The organism is Pseudosulfitobacter pseudonitzschiae, assembly GCF_002222635.1.
Classification (GTDB): Bacteria; Pseudomonadota; Alphaproteobacteria; order Rhodobacterales; family Rhodobacteraceae; genus Pseudosulfitobacter; species Pseudosulfitobacter pseudonitzschiae_A.
This window is the reverse complement of record NZ_CP022416.1, coordinates 377,288-391,986: the sequence shown is the minus strand read 5'-3', so window position 1 is coordinate 391,986 and position 14,699 is coordinate 377,288. Positions and strand designations below refer to the sequence as shown.

The window sequence follows — 14,699 nt, the reverse complement described above, 5'->3', positions numbered from 1 at the left end:
CGAGTCGCCAGAGGTTCTTGCGCATCTCCGGGGTGCCCACCACCAGGCTTGATCAGGACCCGGATGCGATCGGGTATGCCCGCCCCCTCGTGGAAGGCGGCATAAGGGCTGCCCGTTGGGGCGGGCAGGTCAGCGTTGCGGGGGCATCGTGCGGGGTGGGTGGCATGTGCGAGCGGGACCACCCGAACGGGCACCTCCGCCCCCTGGCTTTCCAGGAAGGCGCGCAGGTCGCTGGCAGTATTCTCCGAATTCGCCAGGAAGCACGTGACATAGCTGGCGGAGCGCGTCAGTCAGTCATGGAACCGGTGGCAGATCTCGTCTTCAGTGTATTGCGGTGTCATGAGCGGGATCAGGTCGTGCAGCAGGACGCAGACCTTCAGGCCGAGCTGCGCCCTCGCATGGGCCTGGCGGCGGGAGTACCCGGCACGGGCGGCTTTCCACGCCTCCAGTGACAGGTTCCGGCGCCGGAAGTATTTTGCACCCCCGATGGCCGCACGCAGGTCCCTGTCCACACGCGGAGCCAGCGCTTGACCGAGCCCCTGGCATGTTTCTCCATCCCGGGAAGCGACAGGGGGCTCGGGGTGATCTTGAGCAGGCCGCACAATGTCGCGTAATCGGTCAGGTCACAGGTAGTGCCTGAGGGCTGTCACGTCAAAGACATAGCGAGTCATGCGAACTAAAAGCCGTTCAGAAAAACCGGGCCAGCCGCCGCCGCACCAGGCCCGTGTCATCTGCGCCGCTCGATAGGAGCCGCCGAGCTGCATGGGCAAGAACCGCATCCCGGGTATCGGACTCGAAGGCGCGCGCCACCTCGGCGATGCCATCGGCATACTGTGCGGGGCCGTGGTGTTCAACAAGGCGGGCGTATCCCGCGGCCCCCAGCGACTGGCCGATGGTCCTGTCCTTGTCGAGCCGTTCCAGCAGGACGCGCAGCGCGATCACGTCCTCCTCGACGGGCACGCGGAAGACCGTGTCATCGGGCAGGTGATGATACCAGCCCTGGTCCGTCACCACCGAGGCCGCGGCCGCGTTCCAGATGCGCAGCTGGCTGCCGGAGGCCTCGCCCATGGTCGGGTGACGGAGGTTGAAGACGAGATGGGCCCGGCCGAGCAGCGCATCGAGCTCCGCTTCGGGCACGTAGCCGTGCCGCCGTACCTTTCCGGCGATGCCCAGGTCGGCGCACCGCGCCTCGATCAGGTCGGGATTCCAGAGCTTGCCGACGATATCGAGAACGAAATCGAACTCCGGCCCCATCCCGGCCAAGGCCTCGAGCACCTGTTCCAGGCGCCGGTTGGGGCCGATATGGCCGAACTGAACAAGGCGGAGCGGCCCTTGCATGGATCGGCCGCTGTAGACGGCCCCCGTCGCCCGGAAGGGCAGGTCGAGCCGGTAGGCCGGAAGGACCCCGCGGGCGGCGACCGCCTGCGAGGCCGCTGGCGTATGCGTCAGCACCGCGACCGCGTTCTCCATCGTCAGTTCGAAGCCCGGAAATCGCTGGCCCAGGTCCATGGCGCTCTGCCTGCCTTCGTCTTGCGCCACGTTCCGGCCCTCCTCGCCATACCAGTGCTGCATGGCGGCGAGGTAGTCGTCGCGCGCAAGGAGACCGTTGTGCACGGCATCGCAGAACATTTCCTGCAAGGCGAGGTCATGCAGGACGATGACGGAGGGCATGCGCCGGGCGAGGGCCAGCAGGCCCGCGTGGAAACACCATGCGTTCCCGATATTGATGAAGATTGTGCCGGGACGGTCGCCCCGCGGCCCGGCAGTCCGCATCTGCCCCGGCACTATCCGGTATGGGTCCAGGTGCCGGACCGGGCAGAAGCTTTCCAGCCCGCTATCCCAGGTCTCCGCATCGGTCCAGAGCGTGAGGTCGGCGCGCTCGGCAAGCTCGGGCAGGATGCGCTGCGTGTAATGGGCAATGTCCGTCTCCGCGGGGGGCAGGGGAGAGACCCAGTGGATCCGGGGGCGCTGTTCAGGCATGGGTCAGGTGCTCCGGCGGACCAGCCGGACGAAGGCGTCCTCGGAGCAGGGCAGGGTGATGCCATTGGCCCGCCCCGTTCCCGACAACCGCCCCACTCCCTTCTGGAACAGTTCGAGCCAGAGGGTTCCCCGTGGCTTTGTTTTGCCGGTTCCGGCCGCGTCGAGGCGCAGGGTGACAGTGTGGCTGTCCCCCGGCCCCAGGGCGTCCTCCAGGGGCAGCAGGATATTGGTGTGGCGCAGGATGCCGTCCGGATCGGCCCATTCGGCCAGCAAGCAGGTGGCGTGCCTTTCCCGAACCGGCCACCAGCGTCGGCTGCTATTCGTCACCTCGACACGGACAAGCCCTGTCCGCTCTTCGTGCGAAGCCACCCGCAGCGCGCCGGACATGCGTTCCGGATCGCCATGATAGAACCCCTCGGGCACACCTCTGGGCGCCCCGGTCTTCTTGCCCACGAAGAAAATGGTCTCGCCGCGCAACGTCAGATCGTCGCCCCGGCCGTGCAGCAGCTCCGCCGTTCCGGGGTCGATCCGGTCATCGTAGACATCCACGGTCTTCAGGACGCGGGCCTCGAACCCCGCAGCCGCCGCCAGCCGCTCGACTTCGCGGGGGGCGTATTCGCGGTTGTGGCGCCCGTATGCCCCGTCGCTCGGTACAAAGAGGCCGAACGAATAGGGGGCCTGCCCGTTCAGTGTCTTCCAGACCCCGCGATGGCTCGCAACATTCGGTGTGGACAGCAGGAGATGGCCACCCGGCCTGAGGACGCGGCAAGCTTCGGACAGGAAGAAATAGGGATCGGTTACGAGGTGCTCGAAAATCTCCATCCCCATCACGAGGTCGAAACTCTCCGAGGCATAAGGTAGGGAATCGCGTTCTATGTTGGCCGCGTCGAGACGGATATCGAAATCGGGAAAGCGGCTGTCCCGACCCCGCACATGTTGGCTGTAGATATGCGGCCCCAGGCACAGCCCCTGCAGATCGACATCCGGAAACGCGTTCACCACCATCGCCTCGAAGGCGAGGGGCGGGTAGGTGCCGATATTCAGGACCGAGCCGGGCGCAAGATCGGCCACCAGGTCGAGGGTGGTCAGGAAGCGTGTCCAGTGCGTGCCCAGATAATCCTCGATCCCGGGATCGATGGTGACGGTCTGTCCGCCATCGGGCGCAGGCGGCAGGGTCTCAAAATCATAGGCTGCGAAGACATCCGAGATGGACCGGAAGGGCAGGCTGACCCGTGCCGGGGCCGAGGGCGCGATCGCGCGCCGAAGCGTCGCAACGACCTCGTCCTGGAGGCTGGATGTCTTCGCGGTCCGGGAATGGTTTTCGTGGCGACGCGTGGCCTGGCCCGGGCGCAGCGCATCCCGCGGGCGGGACTGGCCGGTCAACGTCTCGACCACATGATCCCAGCTGATATTGAGCTTGTGGTATTTCTCGTGTCCGGCGGCCCCCATACGCTCAGCCAGCCGTTTGTCCTGCATCACGGTCTCGAAGCTCGTCGCGAGCGCGGCGGGCGAGGGGGCGCAAACCAGTCCATGCGTTCTGTTGGTCACGAATTCAAGCGGGCCGCCGGCATCCTCGGTGGTGATGACGGGCTTGCCCGACAGCATGGCCTCGAGCGTGATGTAGCCATAATCCTCGTCCTGTGGCACGAACACCACCGCGCGCGCATTGGCATAGGTCATGCGCATGGTGTCATCGTCGATCCCGCCCAGCCATTCGACGCGACCGGCCACGCCGAGATCGTCGGCCATGGTCTTCAGTCTTTCCAGGTAACCTGGGTTCCCGGCCACGCCGGCGATGACCAGCCGCAGGGGCGGGGCCGTGCGCGCCAGTGCCTGCAACAGGAGCTCAGGGCGCTTCGACGGGTTCAAGCGCCCCGGGGCGAACAGATAATCCCCGAAAGGCCCCTGTGACAGAAGCCCGGCCTTGGGCGGCGGGTGATAGAGCGGCGTCGCCTTCTGCCCGAGATAGGTCTGCAGTCTTTGCGCGACCGTCACGGAATTGGCGTAGACGGGGTGCGCCGTCTCGGCGAACGCCATGCGATCCTCGGCGCGCACGAGATGGCGGATGGCCTCCCCCTCCGGGTCCTCGAGCAGCTCCGAAACGCCCGTGTCCCACTGGTCATAGGCCTGCCTGAACTGATGGATGATCCAGAAGACCTTGTTGGGATGACGGGCGAGATAGGCCGGGAACCGCAGGCCGATGGTGAGGTCCGTCGGCACACCCTCGGTCTCGGAGAGGTCTGTGAGCCGCGCGGCAAGGACGCTGTCGACGAGCGTTTCGCTGGGATACCATTTGAAGGGCAGGGTGATCTCGGCCACCTCATGGCCGTGCTCCCGTAGGGCCGCGCGCAGGTTGGCGCTGTGGCGCTCGGCACCGCCGGTCACGAAGGGGACCTGGGTCTGGAGAAGGCCGATCCGCATTCAGGCGCTCTCTCGCGGCTTCTGCCCGAGCATGGCCAGGTCCTGCGGTCCGAAAAGAAGATGCGCCAGCTCCGGGTCGAATCCCGGTCGGTCGAGGAACTCGTCCAGCCGCTCGTGCGGATGCAGGAAGCGGGTTTCCACCGGATGAAACCCCGCGGTCTCGAACAGCACGCCGAGCGCCGGGTCGGTCAGCGGGCGCAGATGCGTGGGATCGTTGTGAAACGAGGTCGCGCCCACCAGCACGTTCCGCGGATTGGGTGTCTCGAAGATGAGCAGCCCGCCCGGTGCCAGGACGCGCAGCGCCTCCCGTGCGATCCAGGCCACGTCCCGGAACGGGATGTGCTCGATAAGGTGATGCGCGCTGATCACCGACAGGCTGTCATCCTCGGCCTTCTCCAGGGCCGCCAGTGCGTCCAGCTCCTCGACGGCGAGGCCGGCTTCCCGCGCCTCGGCGATCTGCGCCGCGTTCAGATCGACGCCCGAGGCGGGGATGCCCAGCCGGCGCATGAGTTCCAGCCATTCGCCGCGCCCGCACCCGAGATCCAGCGCCGGCTTCCCGCCGGTCCGGATCGCCGCGGCCTCGACATCGGGCTGGTACACCGCGAGCCGGTTCAGGATATCCTTCTGGCTGCCGCGAAACCGGTTCTCGAGACGGTTGTAGAAGGTGTCGAGAAAAAGCGCGAACCCTTCGGATATTTCGCCAGGATTGCCGTCGGATACCTTGGGTTGGCCCTCGGCGACAAGCGGGGCACGGTTCAACATGATCCTGTCGAGGCGGCGCGACAGCTCGTTGTCGTGCAGGGAATGCTCGGCCAACCGGCCTTCCATCCACGCGGTCTGCTCCCTGATGGCGGTCCTCAGATCTTGTGAAAAGGCTGCGATCTTGTCCGCATTTTGTTGCGCCACATGATTAGCCTGCTTGGCGATGCGTTCGATGCGGCCGAGCTTGAAGAAGGCAGAGATATATCGTTCGAGGCGCTTGAGAACGGACACGCTGTCCCCTTTCGGGCGTGGGGCTTGCTTCGAGACACCGTCTGGGGCGCCGGTCTCCAAGCGCTCTGAGCCGGAAGGCCGCACGACCTGAACCTGGGAAAATTTGGAAGAAGGTGGCAAGTCAGCAAGCCTTCGAAATGGTCAAATGTAGGTCTTCTTACACGCAAGCCTCTTGATGGGGCAACCTGATCAGCAAATTAAATTTGTCCCAAAGGTGCTGACGTCAGACAGTGCATTGATCAGTCCTGTTTCGCCGCGTTCTGCATAGGCTTTGCGCCAACGGTAAAAACTGGCGCGACCGATCCCAAAATAGCGGCAGGTTTTGGCAACATGGCCGATCTCTTCGACATATCGCAGTATCCGCAACTTGCGTTGGATCTCGCGGTGATCTTTGTTCATGAACATCTCCTTGCGGCGGGCGGGCTGGTTGCCCGCGCCGCCAACCAGTTTCTCGGCAAGGCGGACCGGGAAGCGGCCTCGGTCCTGTCGAACGCGCAGCGTCGCACCCATTTTTTCGACAGCCCGCGCATCGCCAACGTGATCTCCCGGTCGGACTTCCATTTCGCGGAGCTGCAACAGCAAACCGTCTCGATATTCCTCGTGCTGCCGCCCAACTGGCTGGACGCCTACGCCCGCTCGTCTCCCAAGCGCTCCAGGACATCGCCACCTTCCCCGCTACAACCCTGAACGGCGCTCAGGACGCCCCTAGGGCCGCACAGGCGGCGAAACCGACCAAACGGTCCCCTTTCAGCCAATGCATCGCCGCTCTGAATGAGGAATGGGAGGTCGGTCCGACTATTCGCTTCAGGGCATATGACCTGTTGAAAGCGACAAATCGAGGAACGGATGGGTGCAGGTATGAACAACTCAGGGCCGCCCTGGAGCGCCTTCAGAGCACGATGATCACGACCAATCTTATCACTGGTGGCACGGAAATGTTCGATGGCTTTGGGCTGATTGACCTGTTCAGGATCGTTCGTGAGGCACGCGACGGACGGATGCAGGAAGTGGAGATCAGGCTCTCAGATTGGGTGTTCAATGCCATCCGGCATCGTGAAGTTCTGACCCTGCACCGTGACTATTTCCGCTACGCAAACCATTGGAGCGGCGTATCTATGAACTTGCTCGAAAGAATTGCGGGGCAAAGAAAGAATGGAAGATTGGACTGGCAAAGTCACAAGCCAAGTGCCGCCCCTGTTCCACAGAAAAGGAGTTTCGCCGTCTGGTTATGAATATCGTACGCCAGGAGGAATAACATGTCCACATGCCTGACTACGCTGTGAAGGTGGAAGATGATATGGCGATTTTCACCAACCGCCGTAGCGATCAATCCGGAAGCGCCTCTTCCGACCCTTCATACATCCGACTCGGTCCGGAAGCCTACCACGACGCGCGGACCGTCGCGCCGGGATGAGATGTGTATGTCCTCGAACAAGAATGGCGGGAATGGATGGCAGAGCCCTCCGAAATCCCAGCGCCGCCTTCATGGGGTTCTGCAAGAAGGCTTTGAGAAACGTGGCAAGCCTTAGGGGACTAAATACTTCAAATGGCTTCATGACCTCAGCTTCACCTGGCCCGCGCAGATTGGGCTTTGCAGCCTGCCGCCCAGACGCTAAAGAGTTCGGACACGGATCAAGACCGGACCCCGCATGCAATTTCTCTTCATCCACCAGAATTTCCCCGGCCAGTTCCAGCATCTCGCCCCCGTGCTGGCCGCCGGGGGGCACAAGGTGGCGGCCCTGACGCTACGGGTCAAGGAGGTGCAGAAATGGAACGGCGTGACCCTGCTGCCCTATACGATCAACCGCGACCCCGGGCAGGCGCTGCACCCCTGGCTGGTTGATTTCAACTCCAAGGTCACCCGCGCCGAAAGCTGCTATCACGCCGCCTGCGCGCTGCGCGATCAGGGCTTCACCCCTGATGTCATCATCGCCCATCCCGGCTGGGGTGAATCGCTGTTCCTGCGCGATGTCTGGCCCGATGCGCGCATCGGCATCTATTGCGAGCTTTATTACCGCCCCGATTATCCGCATACCGGCTTTGACCCCGAATTCGACGGCCCACCCGATCTGACCAACGCGCTGCGCTTGCGGATGAAGAACCTCAACAACCACATGCATTTCGCCATCGCCGACGCGGGCCTTAGCCCGACCCGGTTCCAGGCCGACACATTTTCCGCCGCCTTTCGCGACCGCATCACCGTGGGGTTCGACGGCATCGACACGGCCCGCCTCGTGCCGGATGACACCGCGTCCCTGTCGTTCAAGAGCGGCCGGACCCTCTCGCGCGAGGATGAGGTGATCACCTTCGTCAATCGCAACCTCGAACCCTATCGCGGCTATCACGTCTTCATGCGCGCCCTGCCGCGCCTGTTACGCGAACGGTCCCGGGCGCATGTGCTGATCGTGGGCGGCGACGAGGTGAGCTATGGCGCCTGTCCACCCAAGGGTATGACGTGGAAACGGATCTTCATCGACGAGGTGCGCAGTCAGATCCCCGATGACGACTGGGCCCGCGTCCACTTCCTTGGCCGCATCCCCTATGACCAGTTCGTGACCCTGCTGCAGCTCAGCCGAGTGCATGTCTACCTGACCTATCCCTTCGTGCTCTCCTGGTCGCTGTTCGAGACGATGAGCGTCGAAGGTGCCATCGTGGCCAGCGACACCGCCCCGGTCAAAGAACTGATCACCCACGATGAGACCGGCCGCCTCGTCGATTTCTTCGACGGCGACGCGATTGTCGATGAAGTCTCGATGCTGCTCGACGACCCTGGGATGCGCGAACGGCTGGGCAAGGCCGCGCGCCGCCACGTTGTACGCAACTACGATCTGCACAGCATCTGCCTGCCGCGCCAGGTGCAATGGGTCAGGGATCTCGCCGCGCTGGACCCGCGCGCGCCCGAATCACCCTGCCTTTAGCGCGAAGTTCATGCCCGCCGGGACAGGGGGCATGATTACGGGCTGGCGGCGGTGATCAGGCCTGCTTCCGCGGCCTGCCCCCCTTGCGACCATTCTCACGAGCTGCCGCCGCTTTTGCCGGGGACGTAGCTTGTCCGGCCCGGCGAGCCATGTAAGCCTTGGTGCCGAACAGCCCCGCCAGCAAGCCGGGCACGGAAAGGTCCACATCGAGGGCTTCCCAATGCAGGCCGTAACCCGCGCCGAGGATTTCGACCGCGGCGAGTTCTTCATCGGTTGCGGTTTCCAGCCCTTGCGCCAGGCAAGGTGGAAAGGCAAAGATACAACCATTTTTCAGATCGACGATGACGCGGCTGTTTCGCTTGTCATAGCGCGCGGATTCCGCGCGTGGCTCGGCCTGTTGCGCGATGTTCCCACGCTGAATGGCGGTGTCGATTTCAGCACCAGTCAGTTCAACCATGGATTTCCCTCTGTCTGGCAAGAAACTGCTCCTATTTGTCGCGAACGATCTGCACGGCCCGGCGCACATCGTTCCCTTTTATGCCTTGCGCCCGCACAAGAGCTGGAGCCCCGTCAAGCCCGATCAGATTAATCTTTATTTGCCCGTCACCGAACACATGCACATGGGCTAGCTCGTGATCATCCGTGAAGATGATGGCGCGTAGACCATGCGCACGATGAATGGCAACCATGAGTGCACTTAACCTATCATGTTGGGTTTTTCAAGGATGCTATTCCGCCGACGGTCTGCGCATTGTTTGCCGCTTTCTTCGGGCTTGTGCCGTTTGTTTGCCATTCTTTGTCCACTGTTTCCTAACCATAACGGTGGACTAAGTCAGATGGGGAGGCTCGGATCGATCGGATTCGGGGGAGGTAAAAAGAAATGACATGCGTGCTTTGCCAGACCTCCGAGAAAGCCGTACCATTCCGCACGCACACCGCGCAGGAGCTCGCGAATTGATCGTTCACACGGGAACCTTGCTCGGCGGCGAGGTTGGTCTGCCACGGATCTGCACAGGCGTCAGCGGGGCCGCCTGCGCCAGCCTTCACTCCTCGATCAGGCTCTTGCGCACCGCGTCGAGCAGGGGCGAGGCAATGAAATTCATCACCGTCCGCTCTCCGGTGGTGATGATGACATCGGCCGGCATCCCGGCGCTCAGGCGGCCCTTGATCTCCGGGGGGATGTCTTTTTCGTCCACCTCGATGCGGGCGAGGTAATAGGGCATCTCCTGCGGATTCTCGGGCGTGATGACGTCATTGGACACGGATCGCACACTGCCAAGCATGATCGGAGTGAGCTTGGTTTGGAAGGCCGTGAAGCGGACCTCGGTGTCGAGCCCTGGCGACACGTTGTCGATATCGCGCGGTGCCACCCGCGCGTTCACGATCAGCTCCTCGTTCTCGGGCACCAGTTCCATGAGCACCTCGCCCGCCTTGATCACCGATCCGACGGTGTGAACCTTGAGGTTCTGGATCGTGCCGGAGCCGGGGGCGCGGATGTTCGTGCGCCGCAGGATATCCACCGCGACCATCTTCTGTTGCTGGAGTTCCGATATCTCGGAGCGGACTTCCTCGAGCTCGGTATTGGCGCGTTCGCGATATTCCTGCTCGATCTGAAGGGCTTCGAAGTCGGTCTCGTTGATCACGTTGCGGGCCTGCGCGATCTCGGAGATCACCTGCCCGAGAGACGCCTCAATCTGGATCATCTCGTCCTCCCGTTGCGACAGGAGATTGGTCTGGATCAGGCCCTTTTCTTGGCCGCCGCGCATCCGCTCAATCATGGTGTTGAAATTCTTGACCCGGCGTTCCAGCGCGGATTTCTGAAGCTGCAGCCCCTCGATCTGCTCTTCGGTCTGGTCGACCCGGCTGGAGAGGATATCGAGCCGGGATTTCATGATGGAGCGCCGCGCCTTGAACCGGTCTCTCTGATCCGCAATCACGTCCTGCACGGCTTTCGTAGCGTTGTCGGGATCGATCTCCTCCGGCAGCTCGATCCGGTCCGCCATCTGGCGCTCAGCTAGGAGCCGGGACTCGGCGACCAGAGCCATGTTCATCCGGGTGTTGATGACCTCAAGATTGGAGCGCGCCTCGACCCCGCTGAGACGCAGCAGGACATCGCCTAAGTCGACCGAGGCGGCTTCTTTCACGAGGATCTCTTCCACGATCCCGCCTTCGAGATGCTGCACAACCTTGCGGTTGCCCTCGAGCGAGATCGTACCCGGTGCGAAGACGGCGCTGTCGAGCTTGGCGACGGCCGCCCAAGTGCCCAGCACGCCGAACGTGAATAACACGAACGCGTATCCCATGATGGCAATCGGTTTGGGGCTAGGTTTCTTGGCCATATATGGCACGTCCTCATGTGGCTTGGTCCGGTTCCGATATCGCCCGGAAACCCGATTTTGCAAGCAGATGCTGTCAGGTTTCGTCCTTTTCGGACGTGGACAGCTTGACCACCGCGGGCGAATTCCTGGATGCTGCCTTCTGCGTCTGCGTCTGCGTCTGCGTCTGCGCCGCGGAAGGTGTAGTTTGTGGCTGCTGAAAGAAGTCCCTAGTGGGCCCGAATTTCTCGACCGTGCCATTCATCAGCATCAGCGTCTTGTCGGACAGGGCGAAAAGATTGGTCTTGTGGGTCACCAGAACGACGGTCTTGCCCATCGATTTCAGTTTCTGGATGCAAGACACGAGCGCTTTTTCGCCCATGCTGTCCAAGTTGGAGTTGGGCTCGTCCAGCACCACGAGGCTAGGATAGCGATACACCGCCCGGGCGAGGCCGACGCGCTGCCGCTGCCCGCCGGACAGGAACATGCCGCCATCGCCAACATTGGTCTCGTAGCCATTGCTCAGCTTCTGGATCATGTCATGCGCGCCGGCCAAGATGGCCGCGGCGATGACATCGGTGTCCTGCGGGTCATCCTCGAAGCGCGAGATGTTCTCCGATACTGAACCGCCGAAAAGTTTCACGTCCTGCGGCAGGTAGCCTAGGTATCGCCCTATCTGTTCGGGGTCCCAATGGTGCATCTCGGTGCCGTCGAGACGCACTTTGCCGGCCACCGGGGTCATCGCCCCGACGAGATGGCGCACGAGAGAAGACTTGCCCGACCCGCTCGGGCCGATGATCGCGAGCACCTCGCCCTGGGTGACGGAAAAGCTGATTCCCCTGAGCAATGTGTCCCGGCTGCCCGGAACGGTGGCGAAGAGTTGCTCCACCTTCAGGTTGCCCTTAGGTTCGGGCAACTCGGTCCGCTCTTACTGTTCAGAAATGTTATCAAAGAGCTGCTTCAGCCGCTTGTGGGCCGAGCGCGCGTTCACGAACTGCTTCCACTGGCCGACGGCCTGCTCCACCGGCGCCAGCGCGCGACCCATCACGATCGACGCGGCGATCATGATCCCCGGCGAGATCAGCTGCTGGATGGCCAGGTAGGCACCGGTGCCGAGGATGGCGACCTGAAGGCTCATGCGCACGAATTTCGACGAGGCCATGATGGAGCCCGCACGGTCGCTGGCCCGCGCCTGGTGAATCAGCATGTCGTCATGCTGGCTGAGCCAGCGCTTGGTGAGCTGCTTTTCCATGCCGAGCGCGCGGATGATCTCGGCGTTCTGCATGGTGGTGTTCACGAAATGGTTGGCCCCTTGCGACGCCTTGCTGGCATCCTGCAGGGCGTTGCGGGTCGCAAATTCGTTGATGATTGCCAGGCCGAAGATGATGACCGCGCCGATGGTGGCCACCAGGCCCAGCCACGGGTGGAACGCGAAACACAGGGCGAGAAACAGCGGCACCCAGGGCGCGTCGAAGAACGCGAGGATCCCCTGCCCCGTCATGAACTCTCGCACTTTGTCAACATCGTTGAGGGCGACCTGCGCGTTGCTGCCCGGCAGTGCCGTCTGCTGCTTGACCACGCGGTGGAACACCGGATTCGCCAGCACCTCGTCGAACTGCAGCCCCGCCCGTACCAGGAGTCGCGATCGCGTGAACTCTAAAAGCCCGTAGCTGACCAGCATGGCGATGGCGATCGCCGTGATCATCATGAGAGTCATCTCGTTGCGGCTGGACAGTACCCGGTCGTAGATCTGCAGCATGTAGAGCGGCCCGACGAACATCAGCAGGTTGGTGAAAAAACTGAAGACGACGGTCGCGATGAACGTGGACCGGAACATGCTATAGGCTGTCTCGAGCGAGGTTTTTTGACGCATTTTCACGAACTTTCCGCAGCCCGGGGCATATGAATATCGCTATACCTTAGCATAGCCTCGAAATTGTTTCCATGGGTACAGGCCATTATCCTGTCCTATTGGTGCGGTGCGTGGCATCCACGCATGCGCAGCACTTCCCCGATCAATTCATCCGGGCCATGTCGGCCAGCGAGCGGTCCGGGGTGATCCAGCCGGGCCAGAAATCGCCGCCCCATCCACCGTGGCAATAGCACTTGTAGAGCACGCCCAGCCATTGCCGCAGGGCCTCGCCGGTGAAGGGGGCCGCCTCCAGCACCTGGTCGCCGCCCTTGAATTCGACGGTCAGCACCCCCTGCCCGTCGCGCAGGCCGATACTGGTCACGAGCATGGCGACGCCTGCCTGCCTTGTGCTGCCCCCGGGCCGGACGGGCTCTTGCGGCTTCAGCGAGGCCTCGGCGGCCTGCTGCACGAAGCGTTGCCGCACGCCGCTCGTCAGCGGCCTGTCTGTCGAGACGGCTGCATCGACCCGCTCGATCAGACGTGCCGCCAGCTTGTTCAGCAGGGGCCGTGTCAGCCACAGGATCCGCACTGTCCCGTCGCTGCGCTCCAGCGAGAGCCGGATGCGGTCCTCGACCGCCACGTAATCTGTGGTGAAACGCCGGATACCGGACATCGGGGCGTGTGCCTTGCCCTTAGTTCGCCTTTTCGGGATCGCCCGCGAGCATCTCCGACAGCGAGCGGGCGTAGGCATTCCGGGCGGTCTGTATGACAGCAGCTTCGTTCTTCAGCTCCTCGAGCTTACGATCGCAATACATGACATTCTGGATCTGCGCCTTCGCATCGGAAGACATGCCGTCGGTTTCGTATTCGGTGCCGTCAATGGTAACTTTGGCCATGGTTCTTGTCCCTTTTTTGCGTTGGATAATATCGACTATCCTTTAGCTTAGGAGGCTCAAATGTTCAACAAGATGCGCCCCGGCCGCCTTGTTCGGTCACGAAAGACGTAAAATTGAAAGATTCCGCCAAACGATCGCTTGGGACCGAGACACAGACGCAGCTCGACGGGCTTCTGTCAGCCGCCGCCGAGGCGCTCCGGTCCAAGAATTACCCGACCTTCGACAAACATCTCGCCAGCGCCGCAAAAATTGCGCAGCAGAATGCAAATGTCCTGCATTTGAAGGGGCTTGGCCTTTTTGACCGCAAGAAGCCGCTGGAGGCCTTCCAGTTCGTCCAGGAGGCCGTCACCAAGCATCCCAAGGATGCATCGAAGCAGCATAACCCATAACCTGGCCGCGATCCAGATATCGCTCGGGCAGTTTGACGACGCGGATACCATGAGAACGCTCTGTGTGATCTTGCGTTGTTCAACGTTGCCCTCGACACCAGCTTCGGGGGCTCTGACCTGGTACGGCTGCGGGTGGTCGATGTCGCCACGCTTGCCGGGGTGCGCGAAATCGTCGAAATCCGGCAGAGAAAAACCGAGACATGCAATGCGCGCCCGGTGCAGGCGCGGCTGTCCTCGGGCACACGCGACAGCCTGCAGGCCTATCTCGCGGACTCTGAAAAGCCGTTGCATGGCTGGCTGTTCACGGGGCGGGGAGCAAGGTGGGCGCAAACACACCTGAGCGAAAGCCAGCTCTGACGGCTGTTCAAGTCCTGGCTGGAAAAGGCCTGCCTCGATCCCAGCCTCTATGGCCTGCATTCGCTGCGTCGGACCTTCCCGACCCATATCTATCAGCAGACCGACAACCTGCGCGCGGCCCAGCTGTTGCTTGGTTACGCCAGCATTGAACGCACCAAGGAGTATATTGGGACCGAACAGGCCGAAGCCCTGGACATTGCGCGCAAGTATCATCTCTGAGCCATGCAGACCTATCTCGAAAAGCGCCAGCCTGCGAAGAACGTCGCCCGGTTCTACCGGATGGCCGTCATGCCGAACCTGTTTGGCGAATGGACGCTCTACCGCGAATGGGGCCGCATAGGGCAGGGCGGGCGGGTGTGGATGGATTGGTTCGCGGATGAAAGCCAGGCCGTCGCGGCGCTGATCACACTGGAAACCGCCAAGTGCAAACGCGGCTATTGGGTGGAGCCTCAGCAGCTGGCGATGTTTGGGTGACCGCCGAGATCGCCTAGGCCGAAGCCCAGATCGACAGCATCGTCTATGACCTGTTCGATCTGACCGAAGACGAAATCGCCCTGTTAGAAAGCGTCGTATAGCTT

16 protein-coding genes and 2 pseudogenes are annotated in these 14,699 nt (G+C 62.5%); 7 read left to right on the top strand and 11 right to left on the bottom strand.

The genetic code is table 11. The annotated features are described in order from the left end of the window. Positions 1-687 precede the first annotated feature (687 nt). The 4 genes and pseudogenes from SULPSESMR1_RS19455 to SULPSESMR1_RS19440 form a co-directional block, all read right to left on the bottom strand. Positions 688-1,980: a glycosyltransferase family protein gene (locus SULPSESMR1_RS19455; RefSeq protein ID WP_089422719.1), complete on the bottom strand. Its 1,293-nt coding sequence runs from the start codon at positions 1,978-1,980 to the stop codon at positions 688-690. Positions 1,981-1,983: 3 nt separating this feature from the next. Further along, complete coding sequence (locus SULPSESMR1_RS19450; protein WP_089422718.1) at positions 1,984-4,401, bottom strand: glycosyltransferase; 2,418 nt, start codon at positions 4,399-4,401, stop codon at positions 1,984-1,986. Beyond that, positions 4,402-5,394, bottom strand: a complete 993-nt coding sequence (locus tag SULPSESMR1_RS19445; RefSeq protein WP_089422717.1) for a class I SAM-dependent methyltransferase — start codon at positions 5,392-5,394, stop codon at positions 4,402-4,404. It lies immediately after the preceding gene. 231 nt (positions 5,395-5,625) lie between these two features. Next, positions 5,626-5,793 (bottom strand): annotated as a pseudogene (locus SULPSESMR1_RS19440) (helix-turn-helix domain-containing protein); the annotation flags it as partial. On the opposite strand from SULPSESMR1_RS19440, the gene SULPSESMR1_RS19435 reads away from it, so the two are divergent. From SULPSESMR1_RS19435 to SULPSESMR1_RS19425, 3 genes and pseudogenes are all read left to right on the top strand, one after another. Continuing rightward, positions 5,725-6,081 carry a type IV secretory system conjugative DNA transfer family protein gene (locus tag SULPSESMR1_RS19435; protein ID WP_114284586.1) on the top strand — a complete coding sequence of 119 codons (357 nt, stop codon included), beginning with the start codon at positions 5,725-5,727 and terminating at the stop codon, positions 6,079-6,081. The pseudogene SULPSESMR1_RS19440 and the gene SULPSESMR1_RS19435 sit on opposite strands and share 69 nt — an antisense overlap. Continuing rightward, positions 5,988-6,649, top strand: a pseudogene (locus SULPSESMR1_RS25565) (replication initiator protein A). The gene SULPSESMR1_RS19435 and the pseudogene SULPSESMR1_RS25565 overlap by 94 nt, the downstream one beginning before the upstream one ends. A gap of 394 nt (positions 6,650-7,043) precedes the next feature. Further along, positions 7,044-8,312 (top strand): glycosyltransferase, encoded by a 1,269-nt coding sequence (locus tag SULPSESMR1_RS19425; RefSeq protein ID WP_089422715.1) that lies wholly within the window; start codon positions 7,044-7,046, stop codon positions 8,310-8,312. 55 nt (positions 8,313-8,367) lie between these two features. Here SULPSESMR1_RS19425 and SULPSESMR1_RS19420 read toward each other — a convergent pair whose 3' ends face one another. The 7 genes from SULPSESMR1_RS19420 to SULPSESMR1_RS19395 all read right to left on the bottom strand — a co-directional run bounded on the left by SULPSESMR1_RS19420 (position 8,368) and on the right by SULPSESMR1_RS19395 (position 13,375). Continuing rightward, positions 8,368-8,769, bottom strand: coding sequence for a DUF2442 domain-containing protein (locus SULPSESMR1_RS19420; RefSeq protein WP_089422714.1), 402 nt, complete (start codon positions 8,767-8,769; stop codon positions 8,368-8,370). Between the two features lie 31 nt (positions 8,770-8,800). Then, complete coding sequence (locus tag SULPSESMR1_RS19415; RefSeq protein WP_089422713.1) at positions 8,801-9,001, bottom strand: DUF4160 domain-containing protein; 201 nt, start codon at positions 8,999-9,001, stop codon at positions 8,801-8,803. Between the two features lie 354 nt (positions 9,002-9,355). Beyond that, complete coding sequence (locus SULPSESMR1_RS19410; RefSeq protein WP_089422712.1) at positions 9,356-10,651, bottom strand: HlyD family type I secretion periplasmic adaptor subunit; 1,296 nt, start codon at positions 10,649-10,651, stop codon at positions 9,356-9,358. 73 nt (positions 10,652-10,724) lie between these two features. Further along, on the bottom strand, positions 10,725-11,543 hold the full coding sequence (locus SULPSESMR1_RS25560) for an ATP-binding cassette domain-containing protein (RefSeq protein WP_250161478.1): 819 nt from the start codon (positions 11,541-11,543) through the stop codon (positions 10,725-10,727). 12 nt (positions 11,544-11,555) lie between these two features. Beyond that, positions 11,556-12,500: a type I secretion system permease/ATPase gene (locus SULPSESMR1_RS25555; protein WP_250161477.1), complete on the bottom strand. Its 945-nt coding sequence runs from the start codon at positions 12,498-12,500 to the stop codon at positions 11,556-11,558. 142 nt (positions 12,501-12,642) lie between these two features. Then, entirely contained in the window at positions 12,643-13,152 is a 510-nt protein-coding gene (locus tag SULPSESMR1_RS19400; RefSeq protein ID WP_089422711.1) for a hypothetical protein, read from the bottom strand. 19 nt (positions 13,153-13,171) lie between these two features. After that, positions 13,172-13,375 carry a DUF6447 family protein gene (locus SULPSESMR1_RS19395; RefSeq protein ID WP_089422710.1) on the bottom strand — a complete coding sequence of 68 codons (204 nt, stop codon included), beginning with the start codon at positions 13,373-13,375 and terminating at the stop codon, positions 13,172-13,174. A gap of 113 nt (positions 13,376-13,488) precedes the next feature. Between SULPSESMR1_RS19395 and SULPSESMR1_RS19390 the strand changes: the two genes are divergently transcribed. From SULPSESMR1_RS19390 to SULPSESMR1_RS19375, 4 genes are all read left to right on the top strand, one after another. Next, positions 13,489-13,764, top strand: coding sequence for a hypothetical protein (locus SULPSESMR1_RS19390; protein ID WP_089422709.1), 276 nt, complete (start codon positions 13,489-13,491; stop codon positions 13,762-13,764). A 75-nt stretch (positions 13,765-13,839) separates the two neighbouring features. Further along, positions 13,840-14,121 carry a hypothetical protein gene (locus tag SULPSESMR1_RS19385; RefSeq protein ID WP_089422708.1) on the top strand — a complete coding sequence of 94 codons (282 nt, stop codon included), beginning with the start codon at positions 13,840-13,842 and terminating at the stop codon, positions 14,119-14,121. Between the two features lie 3 nt (positions 14,122-14,124). Then, complete coding sequence (locus SULPSESMR1_RS25880; protein ID WP_089422707.1) at positions 14,125-14,340, top strand: tyrosine-type recombinase/integrase; 216 nt, start codon at positions 14,125-14,127, stop codon at positions 14,338-14,340. Positions 14,341-14,343: 3 nt separating this feature from the next. After that, positions 14,344-14,595 carry a WGR domain-containing protein gene (locus SULPSESMR1_RS19375; protein WP_089422706.1) on the top strand — a complete coding sequence of 84 codons (252 nt, stop codon included), beginning with the start codon at positions 14,344-14,346 and terminating at the stop codon, positions 14,593-14,595. The last annotated feature ends 104 nt before the right edge of the window (positions 14,596-14,699 follow it).

Coding starts and splice junctions, on each gene's coding strand:
- SULPSESMR1_RS19450 (WP_089422718.1), bottom strand. CDS start 4,401: ATGCGGATCGGCCTTCTCCAGACCCAGGTCCCCTTCGTGACCGGCGGT.
- SULPSESMR1_RS25555 (WP_250161477.1), bottom strand. CDS start 12,500: ATGCGTCAAAAAACCTCGCTCGAGACAGCCTATAGCATGTTCCGGTCC.
- SULPSESMR1_RS19435 (WP_114284586.1), top strand. CDS start 5,725: ATGGCCGATCTCTTCGACATATCGCAGTATCCGCAACTTGCGTTGGAT.
- SULPSESMR1_RS19455 (WP_089422719.1), bottom strand. CDS start 1,980: ATGCCTGAACAGCGCCCCCGGATCCACTGGGTCTCTCCCCTGCCCCCC.
- SULPSESMR1_RS19415 (WP_089422713.1), bottom strand. CDS start 9,001: ATGGTTGCCATTCATCGTGCGCATGGTCTACGCGCCATCATCTTCACG.
- SULPSESMR1_RS19375 (WP_089422706.1), top strand. CDS start 14,344: ATGCAGACCTATCTCGAAAAGCGCCAGCCTGCGAAGAACGTCGCCCGG.
- SULPSESMR1_RS19400 (WP_089422711.1), bottom strand. CDS start 13,152: ATGTCCGGTATCCGGCGTTTCACCACAGATTACGTGGCGGTCGAGGAC.
- SULPSESMR1_RS19425 (WP_089422715.1), top strand. CDS start 7,044: ATGCAATTTCTCTTCATCCACCAGAATTTCCCCGGCCAGTTCCAGCAT.
- SULPSESMR1_RS19395 (WP_089422710.1), bottom strand. CDS start 13,375: ATGGCCAAAGTTACCATTGACGGCACCGAATACGAAACCGACGGCATG.
- SULPSESMR1_RS19420 (WP_089422714.1), bottom strand. CDS start 8,769: ATGGTTGAACTGACTGGTGCTGAAATCGACACCGCCATTCAGCGTGGG.
- SULPSESMR1_RS19410 (WP_089422712.1), bottom strand. CDS start 10,651: ATGGCCAAGAAACCTAGCCCCAAACCGATTGCCATCATGGGATACGCG.